The sequence below is a fragment of the Paenibacillus sp. V4I5 genome, assembly GCF_030817255.1.
Taxonomy (GTDB): Bacteria; Bacillota; Bacilli; order Paenibacillales; family NBRC-103111; genus Paenibacillus_E.
Genome location: NZ_JAUSZB010000002.1, coordinates 1,114,264 through 1,131,440, shown reverse-complemented (window position 1 = coordinate 1,131,440; position 17,177 = coordinate 1,114,264). Strand labels below are relative to the sequence as shown.

The following is a 17,177-nucleotide window of genomic DNA, read 5'->3' as shown; positions in this document are numbered from 1 at the left end:
ACCAACCTAGGAGGCTATTAGCTATGAACCCTTTTTCAGAAAAAGTGGACTGGGCAGAATTAGCTGGAGTCGAAGTGGTGATTATCAATAAGAACACCTCAGTGCTGCAGTTCCAAAATGAGCTTCGCTGGAGTGAGGTTGCTTGGAAACACTAGACGAGAGCAAACAGAATAAATGTTTTAAATAAAATGAGAAACCGTTCATCCTTTTTGAGGGGGACAGTTTTCTTATTCGTACTTTACGGAAAGTCACATTTATCATTGTTTGCGTTATTTTCATCCATTGACTTCTTTGATTCACATGCTTTAGAGTAAATTTATATGAGCCTGTCCAAATTTAAAGGCACAGCTATGTAGGAGGTTAACGCGGAATGACGACGAAAGCGTTTGAAGGAACATATCAAGGAGAGAAAGCCATTTGGTTACAAGCTGGCCGTTATGAAGCAGCTGTTTTACCGGAAATTGGCGCTAATCTAATTGCTTTTAGAGATACTGAAAAAGAATACCGCTTTTTGCGTGAGCCTGCAATGGAAGAGATGGAAGCTTTTAAAGAACGTCCAATCGTTCACGGGATACCCGTATTATTTCCACCCAATCGGTATGAGGACGGGAAGTTCCCTTGGAAAGGCAAAGTCTATGAATTTCCGATCAATGAACCGAAAACAGGAAATCACCTTCACGGTTTTGTGCACAATATTCCATGGGATGTGGAGAAATTCAGTACAGATGAATCGGAGAGTCGTGTTACTTTAGCTTTACGCGTAAGAGAAGGGCATTCGGTTTATTCGTATTTACCGCATGAGTTCACGATACGGTTGACTTACACGTTGAATGCATATGGTTTGCATCAGCATGTATCCGTACATAATGAAGGCAAAGAGGCTATGCCTTGCTTGTTAGCGTATCACACGACGATCAATGCACCTTTTGCGCCGAACAGTCAGGCTTCTGATTATGGGTTCAAAATGACGATCGGCAACCGCTGGAAAATGAGTGAAAGAATGCTGCCAACTGGTGAGTATCAACCTCTATCAGCTGACGAAGAGAAGATGAAAGTAGGCGGCTTGTCGCCGTTCTTTGAATCCATGGATAACCATTACACAACCTCGCCGCAAAATGGACGTAACTATATGGAGTTGACAGATTCACGCGAAGGTATCAAACTGGTTTATGATGTGGGGACTTCCTACAAGCAGTGGATGATCTGGAATAATGGCGCTACGGAAGGGTTTTTCTGCCCAGAACCGCAAATGAATCTGGTGAATGCACCGAATGTAGATCTTCCTGCTGAACAAATTGGACTGGTTTCCTTGGAGCCTGGCGAAATTTGGGAAGAAATAGGACGTCTTTATACGATTGAAGTGAACAAATAAAAGGAGAGACTTTGATCTCCGACCAAAGATCTCTAAATAAGGCCCCTTTGACGCATGGAGAGAATCCAAGGTGATGATCTGCTAGCGGCGAGGGGGTATTTTTATCCAGAAAGAAAGGGCGGGATACATAGTGGAAAATAATGAAGCTTTAGAAAAAGAACAACTCACAGCAGAGATCAGGAGACTAACATTAGAAAACGAGAGATTGAAACAAGAAATCGCGAAACTACGCGGAGTGAACCGTCCATCATCGGGCTCCATGGATAGTATGTCTACGAAATTGAAGGAAGCGCTGAGAGAGTAATCATAAAGCCAATCTAGGATCATTAAAATAAGAAAAAGTCTCTTGGTGAGGGTTTAAATCGCCAGGAGATTTTTTTTATGTCAAACAAGGCAGCAGGAAAATAACGTGTCATGAGCGAAGGGGTTCTGCATATACATCTTATCCATCAAGGAGATTCCAACTATGAATTTATTAATTGTGGAAGATGAAGTCCGCCTCAGAAACGCACTAGCTAACAACATTCCCTGGGACAAGCACGGAATTGAAGTCGTAGGACAGGCAGGAAACGGAATGGAAGCACTGCGGCTGATCGACCTCAAAAAGCCTGAGATTATCTTGCTGGACCTGCAGATGCCGGAGATGGACGGGCTGACTTTAGCAAGAAAACTTCGCCAAGCCGATCCTTTGTTGAAAATCATTGTTCTCAGCGGACATGACGATTTCGCATACGCTCAAGAGGCACTGGGGCTTGGTGTTATGAAATATTTGTTAAAACCGGCTGGGGACGAGGAGATATTGGAGACAGTGCTCGAAGCGGCCGACCGATTGAAGAGTGAGCTTGAGCAGCGCCACAACGAGGATGAGTTAAAGCAAAAATGGAAGCTGCATCTTCCACACCTAATCAATGAATTTTTCCAGAGGTGGCTGAACGGAAAGTACGAACCATGGGAGATTGAACAGAAAAGCAAGGATCTTCAAATGGATTTACAAAAAGATGCCGAATATGCTGTTGCTGTAGTCGATATGGACCCGTTGTCGGAGGATGAAACCCGATTCAGCAAGAAAGATATTTCGCTGCTCCAATTTTCACTGAGCAGCATCGTGAAGGAGACATTGCTGGACACACCTTGTTGGGTTTCTACCGATTATGCGGGCTGTACGGTCATCGTGTTCCAGCTTGATGGAAATGAGGAGTCTGGAATAGCCCTCCAGAAAATCAATGCAATGACTGAAAAGCTGCTTTTAACTGTACGAAGCTGCCTTAGGTTAAGTGCAAGTGCGGGGATTTGCGGGATAACGGGCTGCCAAGAGGATATGAACAAGCTGTACGTACAAGCGGTTCGCGCGTTACAGAATCGGATCGTACTAGGTTATGATCTGGCGATCCCATACCGGGAAGAGCAGGGGAGAGAGCCTGAACTGTCGTTTCAGCCAAACTTGGAAAAAGCGCTGGAAATCGCGCTCGAAACAGGGGAAGGCGACAAAGCGATCGAAACGTTAACAGCTCTTTGGGACGGCGGCATGGCCAAAGCGGAAACGGTTGAAGACATGCATGAGCACATCCTCTATTTCACAAGCCTCTTTATTTGCATGATCCAGAAGCAGGGCTGGCCAGTGCGGGAAGTGGCCGGTGAGGATTACCTTTATTTTCACAATCACTTGGAGCTGGCCGCGAAGGAACAAATTCTGTTTTGGCTGCAGCGGATGATTAAGGCATATTTAACCTATGCCAGACAGAGGCGGAAATCGACGAGTCATGGCATGATCAAGACCATCTTAAGTCTCGTTGAAAATGAAATCGATCAGGAAATGACGCTGCATGCTGTCGCCGATCGGTTGTATGTTAACTCATCCTACCTTAGCCGTCTCTTCAAGCAAGAAACAGGCAAGGCCTTTTCTACCTATGTGCTGGAACGTAAAATGGAGCGGGCCAAGGCGATCCTGCAAGAGGGAGCAAGGGTATACGACGCCGCAGCTGGTGTCGGTTATAGAGATGTGAGCTATTTTACAAGAGTATTCCGTAAATATTGGGGCGTGACGCCCGGGGAAGTTCGTCATTGAATTCCTTACAAGCCGTTTAGTTTGCAACCTTCTCAGTTGATCTGGGAAGGTTTTTTTTGTACGTCCGACACGAGAAGTTATGAAAGTACCAAAACAAGTAATATTCCTCTAATTCGCAAAAAAACGGTGGGTGATAAACTAAATCTAAGAAAGACAGGTAAGAAGGAGGAGACACCTTGCGAGAATCGACCACTACGACGGAAACTGTCATATTTACAAAGAAAAATGGTAAAAAGAGCTATAGACGACAATTGTGGGTCGATATCAGGAAAGATTGGGATTTGTATCTCGCACTCATTCCCGGCATCGCATTTCTGCTGCTGTTTAAGTACACGCCGATGTACGGGATTATCATTGCTTTCAAGGATTTCAATATTTTCGATGGTATGGCCGCAAGTCCATGGGTCGGGTGGAAGCATTTCGATAAATTGATATCGTCCGCCAGTTTTTTGCAGGTATTCCAGAACACCTTAATGATCTCTGTTTACAAAATCATATTTCTCTTTCCGCTCCCGATCGTGATCGCCATTTTGCTTAACGAATTGAAGAGCATGGCGTTCAAAAAAAGCGTACAAACCGTTATTTATCTGCCTCACTTTCTGTCTTGGGTTATCGTCAGCGGCTTGTTCATTGATCTGCTTTCCACGAACGGCGGTATCGTCAACAAAATAATCGTCGCTATGGGCGGCGAACCGATCCGCTTTTTCCTGGACAGCCATATTTTCCGCTCAGTTCTCATCAGCACGGCTGGCTGGAAGGAGACTGGTTGGAACACGATCATTTACTTGGCGGCTTTGGCCAGTATCGATCCCGGCTTGTACGAAGCGGCTAAAATAGATGGCGCTAATAAATGGAAGCAAATCGTACATATTACACTGCCCGGTCTGGTTCCGATCATCCTGCTCATGTTCATCCTTCGTCTGGGCTATGTGCTCGAGGCGGGAACTGAACAAATTCTCGTTATGTACAACCCAAGCGTATACAACGTCGCAGATGTAATTGGCACCTATGTGTATCGCATAGGTCTCGGTGAACAGGATTATAGCTTCTCAACCGCTGTAGGTGTATTCGAATCCGTGGTTGCGTTTATTTTGATCTTAACGGGTAACGGATTGGCCCGTAAGTTTTTCGGACGAGGTATCTGGTAAACGGCGAATAAAGGAGGATTAGCTATGCATACAAAAGGCACCTTACAATCAGCTGCCGTTAGAAGGTCTGGAGCCATCCCAGCATCCCGTGGCGAGAAAATCTTCACAGTAGTTAATCATATTTTCTTTATCCTGATGGGACTTTCCACCATCTTTCCGTTCATCAATCTCATCGCCAAATCGCTTAGCAGCGAGGCGGCCGTCGTTTCGGGGATGGTTACCTTTTATCCGATCGATTTTCAAATTGGGACTTACAAGTATGTGGCAAGCAATTCCTTATTCCTGAATGCGTTTATGGTTTCCATTACTGTGACCCTGGTTGGCTCGCTGCTCGCGTTATTCATGACGACGCTAGCCGCTTATCCGCTTTCTAAGCCGAGACTGCGGGGACGCAAGTTTTTTATCATCATGTACCTGTTTACTATGCTGTTCAGCGGTGGTTTGATCCCAACTTACCTGCTTATGCACAAGCTAAATCTTATCGATAAACTTCCGGTTCTCTTCTTGCCATTAATGATTAACGTGTACAACATGCTTATTGTCAAAAGCTATTTCGAAAGTCTGCCTGACAGCCTTGAAGAATCGGCGAAAATGGATGGGGCCAGTAATATGACGATCCTTGCGCGCATCATTTTGCCGCTGTCGATGCCAGTGCTGGCAACCATCGCATTGTTCTACGCGGTTACGTTCTGGAACGATTACTTTACGTCGCTGATCTATATCAACTCGGCAGATATGAAACCTCTGCAGCTTTATTTGAAAGAATTGTTCGTCTCTTCGACGGATGCCTTTATGCGGACTAATGTTGACGCATCGCTGAACGTTTCACCGCAGTCGATCCAAGCGGCTTCCATCATTCTGGCAACGCTGCCGATCATATTGGTGTATCCGTTCCTGCAAAAATATTTCGTTAAGGGCGTCCTAGTCGGCTCCGTAAAGGGCTGATCTCACAAATTAAACTTGAAGGGTGGTGGTTTGCAGGCCTAAGATGGTTCCATGAAATTTGGTTTTATGCACATCTCTATACGCAAGAACGAAAAAGGGAGGCTCTTTCATGGTTAAAAAATTGTTAGCTCTGATGACCATCACGACTTTGGCAGCGTCTATCACCGCTTGCGGCGGAAGCGGCCAATCGGCAGGCAGTTCCACAACACCGTCTGCGTCTACAGCTCCAATCACATCTGCAGATACCAACAAGCCGAAGCCGGAATTCAAGGCGCTGCTGCAATATGCGCGTTTTGATCCCAATACCGAAGTAGTAGCGAAGTTCCTGAATGAAAAAACCGGCTACAAAGTTACCTACGACATGCTGCCGGTTGAGAATCCGGACGACAAGCTCAATCTGCTCATGGCCAACAAAGAGAAATACGGCTTCATGCTGCTCAGCGGTCCACAGTATTCCAAGCTGGCAGCTTCCGGCGCACTTGAGCCGATTGACGAGCTGGTTAATAAATATGGCACTAATATGAAAAACGTTATTACTCAAAACTCCTGGAACGGGGCGAAGCTGAACGGTAAAATTTACGGTATTCCGCAGACCGGATCGGGTACGATCGTCAACACAGCACTTATCGTCCGCCAGGACTGGATGGATGAACTCGGACTGAAGGCACCGACAACACGCGATGAGCTGTACAACGTCATGAAGACGATCAAAGAGAAGAAAAATGTCATGGCTTTGTCCGGCGGTAAAACCCCGCTCGTTCCTGAAATCTTGCCGACGTTCGGCATCACGATGGTTCAGTCGAGCGCAACGACCGGCTGGCAGGATGTTAACGGCAAACTGATCAATGTGGTAGAAAATCCGAACATGAAAAAATACTTGGAATTTATGAAAAAACTTTATACGGAGAAATTGATTGACCAGGAATGGTCTCTCAATCAGGCGAACAAAGTCATCGAGAACTTCACGAGCGGCAAAGCTGCTATTATCTCGAACGGCTACTTCAATGCGCCTACCGTACAAAATGCGCTGCTGAAAAATACGCCAAACGCCAAAATCGCAAGCCTGCCTTACCTGAAAGGCGATGATGGTAAAGTGCAAGTTATGGCTTCCGCAGGTATCAGCTATTATGTAGGTATACCGAAATGGGCAGAAAACAAAGAAGAGATCATCAAATACCTGGACATGAAGCTTGATAAAGACATTCATAAAGAAGCGACGATCGGTAAAGAAGGCGTTCACCACAAGGTGGAAAATGGAAACTACCTTCCAATCTTGCCGATCTTCAACGATCAATATAACAATGCCTCCACGTTCCTGACAGGTGTGGATGAGAAGAACTACCCGATCTATTGGCAGGCTCGTGTTCGTAAAGATCCGATTCTGACGGATGCCTTTAATAAAAATCAGGAAGCAGCCAAAGGCAGCACCGTCGTTGACCCGCTTGCTTTTGCACCGCCGCTTGAAGCTATCGGTAAATACAATCTGAAGCTGCAAAAGCTGATGGAAGATTCATTCCTGAAATACATCACTGGCTCAGAGCCTCTCGAAAACTATGACAAGTTTCTAGCCCAATGGAAAGCGGAAGGCGGAGACGAAATGACGAAAGCTGCCAACGAATGGTACGCTGCGAACAAGAAGTAAGCCTGTTTTAAGGCGCAATATTCCCCTGCGGTTCGTGCCGTGGGGGTTTTATTTCTCTGAGGGAGTGAGATAAGGATGAAAAAGATCGGGTTTATTGATTATTTTCTGGACGAGTGGCATGCGGAGAAATATCCTGGTTGGATTGAAAAGGCCTCGAGTGGCAGCATGAAGGTCGCATACGCTTATGGTAAGTCGAATATCGAAGGAAAACTCAGTAATGCGGACTGGAGCGAGAAGAAGGGAATACAGCTTCTTGACTCGATCGAGGCGATTGTGGAACAGAGTGACTACTTGGTTGTTCTGTCGCCGGATCATCCGGAGTACCATGAAGAATTGTCGCTGATTCCGCTTCGGTCCGGCAAGCCTACCTACATCGATAAGACCTTCGCACCCGACCGGGCCGCAGCCCTGCGGATGTTCGAACTCGCTGATAAACATGGGACCCCCATGTACTCAACTTCGGCTTTACGGTTTGCTTCTGAGTATACGGAACTTGAGAAGCAGGGAATAGACTCCATTTGCAGCTTGGGACCAGGGAGGTTTGAGAACTATTCGATCCACCAGGTGGAGCCGATCGTCTCGTTGATGGGGACGGAAGTCAAACGCGTGATGTGGACGGGAACGGCAAATACACCAGCGCTGCTGATCGGGTATGGGGATGGCCGCCAAGCAACGATAAACCTATATGGATGGGAATGTCCGTTCAGCACGGCGCTCAGTTATGAAGCGGGGTCATCGAAGTTTCTAAAGATCGAGTCGGATTTCTTTGGGGCTTTTATTGAGAATCTTATCGGTTTTTTCGAGACTCAGAAGCCACCTGTTCCGCAGGCAGAAACGATTGCGATTGCAACGATTCTGGAATTTGGAATGAATGCCGCAAAGACGCCTTATCAGTGGTTGGAGCTGCCGTAAACTGAGAAACATTAAAAATCAAACGGCAGGGATAGGTTCCCGCGTGAGTACCAACTAGTGGTTCTAACCAATCGGCTCATTTACACAAACTGCTCAAAAAAGCATCCGGCCCTTTCCAATGGAAGGTAACGGATGCTTTTTTTGAACATGTGATGATTTCCGTTCTCAGACGTTATCTGTTGTCAACCTTCAACCATATCTCCAACTTCATTCTCTCTAATATCATTCGCTGCATCGTCGTATACGCCTTCATCATTCTCTTTATCTTCGATCTTCTCTTGGTGAGAATTGAACACCTTGATCTTAATCTCCGATTGTTTGCCACGATAAGAGGCAGTAATAGTTGCGGATCCAGGCTTCACAGCTGTAATAGTGCCGTCTGCAGCAATGGATGCAACTTTATCGAGCGAAGAGATGAATGTCGCTCCTTGGGTGATGTACGCCATTGTGCCATCCGAGTAAGAAGCTTTGAGCGGTGCTATGAAGGTCTCACCTTTGACAAGACTGTATTTATTCTCATCAAAGGTGAGACTTGCCAGCTCGACGACAGTAACGACAGATTTGGTAGTTTGTCCTTCATAGACAGCGGTGATTTCAGCAGTCCCGGCCTTCAGCGCGGTAACTGTTCCGTCTGCGGCAACGGCTGCAACCTCAGGATTGCTGGAGCTGAACACAGCACCGGTTACTACGGCTCTCGTTTCGTCCGAGTAAACGGCTGTCGTGACGGTGGCATGTTTGTCGCCTGCTACTAGTCGGTAGGCGGCAGAATCAAGCTCAATGCCTGTGATGACGGGAGCCGTACGCGTTATGGTTACGGTTTTTTCGTTCGTTTTGCGGCCGTCTACGTAAACGGAGATTTTTACGGGATTGGCACCTACTTCCAGCGAGACCTTGCCACTGAAGTCTCCGTTGTTAGCCAGCGCAGTCGGAACGCCGTTCAAACGAACATCAGCCATTCCCGTCCCAAGCACTTCGACATTGCCTTTGATCTCGAGATTCTTCAGTGGTGTGCTGGTGTTTGCATAGGCTAAGTGACCGCGCAGCACAGCCGATCTGACAGCATCGCCGACCTTGTACGTTCTGGCGACCAGCTGTCGTCTCGTCCGAACGCCGGAAGCATCCAGAGCAGAAATCACGAAGCCGCCATGCGGAATGACGCTGTTATTAGGTGACATATTCGTCCAGTTCCAGCTAAGCGCCTGTTGTTGGTTAACGACCTTAGTGACTTTACCGGTGCTATCTACGATCGCTTCGACACCAAAGGTGCTGGTAGCTGTCGTTAGACCGAACGAATCCGTATAGACGTTGAGATTATTCTCATTCCGGCTCACATTGTACAAATCGCCTTCGAGGAACGATTCCTGATTGCCTGGAACACTCGAGCCTACTTGATAATCCTTGACGTACTCCACGTTCTGGAGCGAGGCTTTCACAACTGCCCAGTTAACTTGCGAATAGTCGAAAAGCATCAAACCATTCGATTGCGACAAGCCAGCCTGGAACACCGACCGCTGCAGCGGGGGATCTTGGATGTTCGCCAGCGCGATACTAGCGTACATCGGAACTTCACCGTTCGTTACAATATTACCTAGCGTGATGTGATGCTCGATTTCTTTTTGCGTCGTTTGATACGTGCCAATCATAAGAAAATCAATGTTGCCTGTATAGCCGGTTTGTGCGTAAGAGTCCGTGTAAAGGCTGTCGGCAGGGAATTGCAGACGACTATCATATTTGAAGTTCGGGCTGCCCCAGTGGACACCGTTCAGGTAGTAAGACTCAAACCAGGAGCCGACATAGGCGGAAGAGTAGATTTTATGGCCTTTCAGCGCCGTGTAGCGATCGGTGAGCGAACGGACCTCATCCGTAAACGTCTTAATCGTCTGCGAGCGGAATTCCCACCAATCATTGATGAGCGGTCCGAATTGCCGGACGTTGTTCACATAAGTGAAAACGTCGGCCGGCCAGTTTGTTAGTTGTTTACCGCGAACGGCGAGAAACGCCTCGAACTTCGAGCGGGTTAAGGGGCTAAAGTCAGCCGTTTCATTGTCATAGCGGGTACGGTCGAGCACGACGCCGTCAACATCGTAGTTTTTGATGACTTCTTCCATATTTTTCAGTTCGAAAGCTCTTACGTCATCATTAGCCGGGTTAACGAAAGCAACGAGGGATTTGCCCGTTTTGAAATAGTTGCTCTCACGCAGCCGCAGAATCTGGCCGCCATCCTCGGGACGGTAAACGTGCTCTTCCCAATCAAGGTGCTGATTCAGCAGCCCATACTCGTTGTGCGCAGGTGAGCCTTCGGCGAAGACATTGAACGCTGCGTGGATTTTGATGCCGAGCTGATGCCCGTACTTGATGAATTCCTCCAGCATGTCTAGGTTCGGATTCGCTCCCGCACGGGTAGGCGCAGTCATCTGTGAGATATGTGGACGACCGGTCAGGTCGTTCTTCTTGTAGTTGGCGAAGCCTTCTACACCTTTAACATCTAATGCTATGGCCGTGACTCCGGCGTCTTTTGCCTTGATCAGCATATCGTGAACATTTTCGGGCGTCTGTAACTTGAAAATATTCGTTCCTTGGTCTACCCAGAGGACGACTTCCTTCGCGGTGCCGGTTTGTTTTTTATAAAACACGACAAGCGTCTTGCGGTCATTTTCCGTCCCGTTCTTTGCGGCGATGACATCAAGATAATTGACACCCTCCGTGAGAACAACCTCGATCTGGAAGGTGCCGTTCGCTTGCAAGGCAACCGTGGATTGGTTCACACGAATCGAATAGGGGATACCTTGCTCTAGGTTTTCCAGCTTGCCGGAGACCACTGTTTTCGGCTCGGTTACCGTAAACCATTCATCGTTGTTCAGCTTAAGCCGAGCTTTGAGGCCTTGTCCTGTCATTAATTCAGAGACAGGGATGACTTCACCGTTTTTGCGCAGCTTGATTTTGTCACCGACCTTGAAATTTTTCGCCAGATATTGCTTGTAGGTCTTGTTCGCCCAACTGTCGTCATTCGAAACTAGGATGTAACCGCCTTGTGGGATGACTAGGTCAGTAGGCCCTGTCCAGACAGGCACTGCGCCGTTCACAGAAGGGTTTACCACCCGAGTGACCTGGTTAGCTCCATCGACGACAACGCCGACGGAAGTTTTTCCAACCGTAATCTGAGGTGCATACTCCGTTGTGAATAAAGCTACATAATCGGTGATGCCGCTTACATCCTTATCAACAGCATTAATTTGCTTGCGAGGACCTTCAATATCAATGGTAATGTCGACCGGAGCGGCTTCTACTTCAATGTAATCGGCGGCGGTCGGAGCAGCGGCAGTGGCAGCGGAGCCTGAGACGGTTTCCGCAGCAAGCGCGGTTGTGGACCAAAGGGAAACGATCATTGTGAGCAATAGGGTCATAGACAACCATTTCGACTTATTCAACGGGTTTCACTATCCTTCCATTCATGTGATAGGGCTAGTTTTGAACCGATGCTATGTGAGTTTTGTCGTAAGCTGCTTTTTTAGAAGTGTATTTCTTCGCCTTTTTCGCTAGATTCATAGATACCGCAAAGAATTTTCATCATTTCAACACCGTCTTGAACAGGAGAAATGGTTTCTTTTTTGCCTTGGCATACTTCAATGAAATAATTGATTTCATCCTGAAACCCGGCAACAAAATCAAAAGACAGGTTGTTGATCTGCGGCGTGAGGTTCAAGATGGTATCGTGCTTCTCCGTAATGATAGATAGCTGAGGTTCCAGTTCGGCGCCGCCTTTGTCGCCATACAGCTTCACGGTAAGCTCGTCTTCCTTCGCATGAAGCGTGAAGCTTACGTCTACAAGGATGGAGGCGCCATTCTCGAAACGTATCAGCGCATTCGCCATATCCTCTACGGTATTGTGAGAAGCGTCATAGTCCGCCGCCTTGTAAAAGGCAAGGTTTTTCACGTTAGCGCGGTTGCCAAGTTTTTTGTAGGTATTGCCGGAGACTGACTTCACCTTCGGTCGGCCCATCAAGTACCAGCAAAGGTCGATAACGTGGACACCTACATCGATCAGCGGACCGCCGCCTGAACGCTCGACATCGGAAAACCAGCCACCCGGGTTGCCGAGACGACGAATGCACGAAGCTTTGGCGTAGTAAATATCACCGAGTTCACCGTTTTCCAGAAACGATTTGATGATGCGTGTGTTAGAAGCATACCTGCGGACGAAACCGACTTGTAGCGTTTTGCCGGATCGATGGACCGCTTTCTCCACGGCAAGCGCTTCGTTAACCGTCATGCAGAGCGGTTTTTCGGTAAGCACGTTTTTGCCGGCATCCAATGCGGCGATGGAAATCGGCGCATGGCTATTGTTCCACGTACAGATGCTGACGGCATCGATCCCAGGATCGGCAAGCAATTTTTTATAGTCTGTGTAAATGCGTGTTATGCCGTATTTTTCGGCTTTCGCCTTTGCACGTTCTTCATTCAAGTCGCAGATGGCGTAAAGCTCAGTATCTGGATTATTTTGGTATGATTTCAAATGCATTTCGGAAATGGATCCGGCTCCGATGACCGCTACACGTACTTTGCTCATTTGAAAAACTCCTCGTCTCTAGAATGTTTTTTATACAGAATGAATTGTTGGCCAAGCCAGCTCAATCCCATAGCTTACAAGCATATTCTGAAAGGCTCTAAGCTCAGTCTCCATGCTGCGCACCTCGCGGGGCAGGAGTTCACGGTCGATACAGCGGCTTGCCAGGAAACCTGCCGCCTCGCCGATGTTCCATTCAACCGGATGGAGCCGGTAGCAGCCATTTGTGATATGGGTGACGCCAAGATTTTTGCATGCTGGAAGCAGATTGTTTATGCGGACAGGAATCAGGCTGCCGAGTGGAATTTGGAACGGCAGGGAAGAGATATCGATATAATGGCGATTTCCCGTGCTGGGATGCAGGTCAATTCGGTAACAGCCGATGCCTACAGAATCGGCGAACTGCTCTGCTTTCCCATCGGGTCGGCAGGCTGTGCTCACATGCTGTTCCAGTACGGTAAACTGGGCTTTGATCCTGCGTGACTCGCGCATGTAAGGTGACATGGCCAGTCCGTCCTCGGTTCCTACAATGTCTTTGCGCAGACGAAGTCCCGGGTAGCCGATCCCCCCGTCAGGCCGAGGCGCTTCCGTTTGCAGCCAGTAAAGCAAGGAGAGGCTCAGCTGCTTCGCATCCCACAGATTGCGCTCTCTTTCCTCATCGCTCACGTCGATGACCGAACCAAGCCAGTAATCATTCTGCGGCCAGTTGACCAGTGTAATGCTTCCGGGATAAAAGCCTTGCTCGAAGTTTCTGCTGTCGATAATGCGCCGATAGTAGAACAGAGAGTATTTTTCCGTCCCTTCAAAAAGTTCATAATTGACATGCTCTAGCGTATGAGGGCGGACGCCGGACCAGCTTAGCAGCCGATCGGGCCAAAAATCGGCTTTGTACTGCCGCCAGAAATCATAGCGCTCTGGACGTTCGATGGTGTGGTCTTCGCCTTCGATGTAATCCATCGCGAAGCAGTATGTAAAGCCCTGCATATCCTGCGGAAGAGCTTCACCTTCCACGGCGTGTGGTTCCCCGGTTTGGCTTTTGGACTCCGCCCCAGTCACATATTCCGCGCCGATAAGCGGCAGAACATCTCCACATTCCGTTGCGTCAAGGAAGTAGGCAGCGTATAGTTCCACGAGTTGTCCGGTAAGCAAATTGCGTACCGTTACCGTTCGTACGTCATCACCGTCGACGGAAGCCGATTCTGCGCTGTGACGGATAAGAATCTGCAGCCTCCCGCTGTGAATATAAGGAGCCAGCATTTCCTGCAGAACTGCCAATGCTGCGCGTGGCTCATGGCACAACCGCGAAACGCCACCGTTTCCAGGGTTAAGATTGAAACGGGACCGTGCCTCTTCGGTAAGGGGGAAATGGCGCCGGTAATAATCACGCACCCCATCCCGGAACTGCCGGTACGTGCGGGTGCAGCCGAACTGTTCAATCCATGGGTGCTCATCCGGCGGAACAGCCTGACTCGTTAATTGCCCACCAATCCAGTCGGTTTCCTCGGTCAGGATCACCGTCTTGCCCGATTTGGCAGCGGCAAGTGCGGCTGCGCAGCCGCCGGTTCCACCGCCAATCACGACGATATCGGTATGAAATTTTTGAATGTTGTGGTTGCTGTTCTTGTGTGACAACGGAAATATTCCCTCCTTTTTCCTCCTCGCCTGCATAAATTCACAGGCTATCCTCATTGTAATACAGTGGGAACGAGGTCACAGCGGAGGACCATGACTTCTTTTGGTACTTTAATAACCATTGGCTATGAAAAAAAGGGATTGCTTGATCGGAGTCGAAAATGGATAACAAAGATTCACGATGTGAGTTCATTTTAAGGAGTAAGTAGAGGAGGACTTTATGATGCCAAATCAACAACAACCGGTCAACGCCGTGCAGTTGGACGCAAACATGCGAATTCAGCAATCCGGCGACAATAATCTTAATTGGTATTCACCGCTAGAGAAGCCATTCCATATTGCTGGTTTCGGCTGGCTGCACGAAGAAAGGCTTTACCGCCGGCTGCCGGCAAAACCAGATTGGAAACTTCCAGAGGCGGTAGACCAATTGGCCAACTGCACCGCTGGCGGACAAATTCGTTTCGAGACGGATGCCACGTCGTTATCTGTCAAAGTAAAACTGTCGGGGGCTGCCAATATGTATCATATGCCCGCGACGGGGCAATGCGGGTTTGATTGTTACATCGGAAGTCCGGGGGAGCAGCTTTATTACGGCACAACCGTTTACGATCATAAGCTGACCGAATACGAAGCTGTTATTTATAAAGATATGGCGCAAGAGAGCCGGATCATTACGTTGAATTTTCCGCTCTACCAAGGCGTAGAGGAAGTTTGGATTGGATTGGATCGGGAAGCGCAGATCGTCCCGCCACCGATTTACGAAAATAGCGGTAAGATCATCGTCTACGGCACCTCCATAACACAAGGCGGCTGCGCAGCCCGTCCGGGTATGGCTTATACAAACATTCTATCCAGACGAATCAACATGGAGTTTCTCAACCTAGGCTTTTCCGGAAACGGTAAGGGAGAACCGGAGCTCGCTCATATCCTTTCTGAAATCCCGGACCCTGCATGCCTGATCTTGGATTATGAGGGGAACTGTGGTTCTACTGAACTGCTTCAGATAACACTGCCCGAGTTCATATCGATCTATCGAGATAAACACCCACTGACGCCTATTCTCGTGATCTCGCGTATTACCCACGCCAAGGAAAAATTTCAGGCACAGATGGCGCAGGATCGAGCGGACCGCAAACAAATCCAGAACCGAGCCGTAGAGCAGGCACGCGAACTGGGCGACGCCAACATCTATTTTTGTGACGGCTCTAAACTGCTGGGTGAGGAGGCTCACGAATGTACGGTAGACGGTTCGCATCCGACTGACCTCGGCTTTTTGCGTATGGCAAATGGGCTCACGCCAGTGCTGCAGAATATTTTGGCCGATTGATTGCCGGTATCGTTATGCCTGAAGGGGTGGTTGAATGATGAAAAGGAAGAAAGCAGCGATTCTCGTCTTACTCGCATGCTTCACTACTGCTGGCTGCAGCTTACCGGAATGGGCAAAGAACGAAGATAAGGTTGCGGAAGCTGCACAGGAACCGGTCATTCGAATCGTCGTGAACAGTCTGGGCATGAACTTTCCGGAAGGTATGGATGAGAATAACAACCCCTACCTAAACGATATCGAGAAAAACATCGGCGTACAGGTGAATGTGACACTCCCGCCGCTGAATGGATATGATGAAAAGCTAAACGTCATTATGACGGCTGGGGAGCCTCCGGATCTGCTGAACACGAGCAATCCCTCTTGGTTTATTAATTTCGTGAATCAAAAGGCGCTCACGCCTTTGAATGACTATATTGAGAAGTATGGGGCGCACCTGAAGGCCAAAATCCCAAAAGAAGCTTGGGATAACGTTACCGTTGATGGCCAAATATACGCTATACCCAGCCTTAACGAGGTGAAGGGAACTGAAATCATTTACGCCCGAAAAGACTGGTTGGACAAGCTAGGCCTGCAGCCTCCTCGAACAATTGAAGAGTTTACTGCGGTGATGAAGGCTTTTGCCGAAGGAGATCCTGACGGAAACGGAAGGACGGATACCTTCGGTCTCTCGATCTTGGAGCGTCTCAGGAGAACGTCGCCTTTTCTCGGCGCCTTCGGCGTACAAATGAACGCCTGGTATGAACGGGACGGTAAGTTGGTTTACTCCGGTATCCTCCCCGAAATGAAAGAGGCACTCATTTACCTTCGCAGCCTGTACGACCAGAATATTCTGGACCCGGAATTCCCGCTCAATAAAATCGATGTACTTGGCGAAAAGATAGCGACCGGCCGGGTCGGCCTATATTCCGCGGCTTGGTCTGATACACGCACCCACATTGCGGCTAACCGCAAAAACGATCCGAAAGCGGTGTGGATCCCGCTTGACTTTCCGGTCGGACCGAACGGCAAACACGGGGTCTACAGCACTTCAAACGTCCGTTCTTACAATGTTGTGCCCGTCAAGAGTCAAAACGCTGAAGCAGTTGTCAAATTTCTCGATTTTATAGCAGGCCCCGGACAAATAAGCCTAAAGCTCGGTTTTGAAAATGAAATATGGACCCGGGTGAACGGAAAGCTTTCTATCCGGTTCGACGAGCACACGAAGCATGGTTATCGGGGTATCTATGGATCGTTGGTCGATACCGCAGAGCGGGAAATAACTCAGGATCGGCTGGAGGGACTCGGCGAACAGTTTCAGCTATACGAAAACCTGCAGCGCATCGAAAGCAACCTGATGGAAGACCGGTTTAACGGACCACCGACGCCCGCAATGGGCAAGCATCACGTCAAGCTGTCCAAGCTGCAAGAAGAGACATTTACACGAATCATCGCAGGAATAAGCCCCATCGAGGAATTCGATGCCTTTGTGAAGAAATGGAAGGATGCTGGCGGCGATGAAATAACCGGAGAAGTGAACGAATGGTGGCGAGAAACCGGTAAGTAGCCGGAAAGTAACAGGGCACGAATGGAG

The 17,177-nt window shown here is 48.5% G+C and carries 13 protein-coding genes; 10 read left to right on the top strand and 3 right to left on the bottom strand.

Features of this window, described 5'->3' with window-relative positions; genetic code table 11:
- Positions 1–23 precede the first annotated feature (23 nt).
- From QFZ78_RS07250 to QFZ78_RS07215, 8 genes are all read left to right on the top strand, one after another.
- Positions 24–155 carry a hypothetical protein gene (locus QFZ78_RS07250; RefSeq protein ID WP_307546347.1) on the top strand — a complete coding sequence of 44 codons (132 nt, stop codon included), beginning with the start codon at positions 24–26 and terminating at the stop codon, positions 153–155.
- 215 nt (positions 156–370) lie between these two features.
- The gene (locus QFZ78_RS07245; protein ID WP_307546346.1) at positions 371–1,372 is read left to right on the top strand and encodes an aldose 1-epimerase; all 1,002 of its coding nucleotides are present in this window, start codon (positions 371–373) and stop codon (positions 1,370–1,372) included.
- A 130-nt stretch (positions 1,373–1,502) separates the two neighbouring features.
- Positions 1,503–1,676: a hypothetical protein gene (locus QFZ78_RS07240; RefSeq protein WP_307546345.1), complete on the top strand. Its 174-nt coding sequence runs from the start codon at positions 1,503–1,505 to the stop codon at positions 1,674–1,676.
- Positions 1,677–1,838: 162 nt separating this feature from the next.
- A complete protein-coding gene (locus QFZ78_RS07235; RefSeq protein ID WP_307546344.1) occupies positions 1,839–3,437 on the top strand; it encodes a response regulator in 1,599 nt (532 codons plus the stop codon).
- A 176-nt stretch (positions 3,438–3,613) separates the two neighbouring features.
- A complete protein-coding gene (locus QFZ78_RS07230) occupies positions 3,614–4,585 on the top strand; it encodes an ABC transporter permease (RefSeq protein WP_373460063.1) in 972 nt (323 codons plus the stop codon).
- Positions 4,586–4,609: 24 nt separating this feature from the next.
- Complete coding sequence (locus QFZ78_RS07225; RefSeq protein ID WP_307546343.1) at positions 4,610–5,530, top strand: carbohydrate ABC transporter permease; 921 nt, start codon at positions 4,610–4,612, stop codon at positions 5,528–5,530.
- A 109-nt stretch (positions 5,531–5,639) separates the two neighbouring features.
- Positions 5,640–7,172 (top strand): type 2 periplasmic-binding domain-containing protein, encoded by a 1,533-nt coding sequence (locus QFZ78_RS07220; protein ID WP_307546342.1) that lies wholly within the window; start codon positions 5,640–5,642, stop codon positions 7,170–7,172.
- Between the two features lie 75 nt (positions 7,173–7,247).
- The gene (locus QFZ78_RS07215; protein WP_307546341.1) at positions 7,248–8,084 is read left to right on the top strand and encodes a Gfo/Idh/MocA family oxidoreductase; all 837 of its coding nucleotides are present in this window, start codon (positions 7,248–7,250) and stop codon (positions 8,082–8,084) included.
- A 182-nt stretch (positions 8,085–8,266) separates the two neighbouring features.
- Here the strand turns inward: QFZ78_RS07215 and QFZ78_RS07210 are convergent, their stop codons facing one another.
- The 3 genes from QFZ78_RS07210 to QFZ78_RS07200 all read right to left on the bottom strand — a co-directional run bounded on the left by QFZ78_RS07210 (position 8,267) and on the right by QFZ78_RS07200 (position 14,253).
- A complete protein-coding gene (locus tag QFZ78_RS07210; protein ID WP_307546340.1) occupies positions 8,267–11,512 on the bottom strand; it encodes a family 10 glycosylhydrolase in 3,246 nt (1,081 codons plus the stop codon).
- 80 nt (positions 11,513–11,592) lie between these two features.
- Entirely contained in the window at positions 11,593–12,651 is a 1,059-nt protein-coding gene (locus QFZ78_RS07205; protein ID WP_307546339.1) for a Gfo/Idh/MocA family protein, read from the bottom strand.
- Positions 12,652–12,681: 30 nt separating this feature from the next.
- Positions 12,682–14,253 (bottom strand): FAD-dependent oxidoreductase, encoded by a 1,572-nt coding sequence (locus QFZ78_RS07200; protein ID WP_307555535.1) that lies wholly within the window; start codon positions 14,251–14,253, stop codon positions 12,682–12,684.
- A 280-nt stretch (positions 14,254–14,533) separates the two neighbouring features.
- Here QFZ78_RS07200 and QFZ78_RS07195 point away from each other — a divergent pair, with 280 nt between their 5' ends.
- Together QFZ78_RS07195 and QFZ78_RS07190 are read left to right on the top strand one after the other, a co-directional pair.
- Entirely contained in the window at positions 14,534–15,607 is a 1,074-nt protein-coding gene (locus tag QFZ78_RS07195; protein WP_307546338.1) for an SGNH/GDSL hydrolase family protein, read from the top strand.
- Between the two features lie 34 nt (positions 15,608–15,641).
- Positions 15,642–17,150: an extracellular solute-binding protein gene (locus QFZ78_RS07190; RefSeq protein ID WP_307546337.1), complete on the top strand. Its 1,509-nt coding sequence runs from the start codon at positions 15,642–15,644 to the stop codon at positions 17,148–17,150.
- Positions 17,151–17,177 lie beyond the last annotated feature (27 nt).